The following is a 721-nucleotide window of genomic DNA, read 5'->3' on the forward strand; positions in this document are numbered from 1 at the left end:
TTCACGCTCGATAGTTCTAAGCATCTACCTTGTTGTTATTTAGTGATGTTTAGGAGCTCTTTTTATGTTTGATTCAATGATGGGCGTCTTGCTTGCCTTTTGGCATCAAGACTTTTCTGCACTTATGGCGCAAGGAAGTGCAGGGATTATTTATATTGTCGTGGCGACATTAATCTTTTTGGAAAGTGGTTTTATTCCTGCTGCGCCATTTCCGTGCGATAGCGTAGTGGTGTTGTCTGGCACACTTGCGGCGGTGGGCGTGCTTGATCCTATTGCCATCATGTTGGTGATTATTGTGAGTGCGGGCTTAGGAAGTTGGGCGGCATACTTGCAAGGAAAATGGCTAAACCGCCTACCTAAAGTTCAAGGCTGGGTGAATGCTGTTCCACAGAAAAGACTCGAACAAGTCGATGTTCTTTTGGGTAAACATGGCTTAATTGCATTGTTTTGCGCGCGTTTTATTCCTGTGGTGCGTTCGCTTTTGCCATTGATGATGGGATTACGTGTGAAACGCGTGTCAAAGTTCCATTACTTTGCATGGCTGAGCGCCATATTGTGGACGTTATTATTGTGCGGCTTTGGCATGCTCCTGCCTTTACTTCCGGAGAATATCAGCAAGATGGTGACGATGGGGTTAATGGCTGCGCCAGTGATTACTCTTACTATTGCTGTGATGAGTTTTGTGATCCTCAAGGTGCGCAAAGCGCGGTTTAAATCTAAG

The 721-nt window shown here is 45.5% G+C and carries 1 protein-coding gene; it reads left to right on the plus strand.

Going from position 1 to position 721, the window contains the following annotated elements; translation table 11 throughout:
* Positions 1–64: 64 nt before the first annotated feature.
* Positions 65–721 (plus strand): DedA family protein (locus R7Z50_RS27180; RefSeq protein ID WP_318149708.1); only part of this gene is annotated, 657 nt, incomplete at its 3' end.

Source organism: Vibrio sp. 1249-1 (assembly GCF_033340495.1).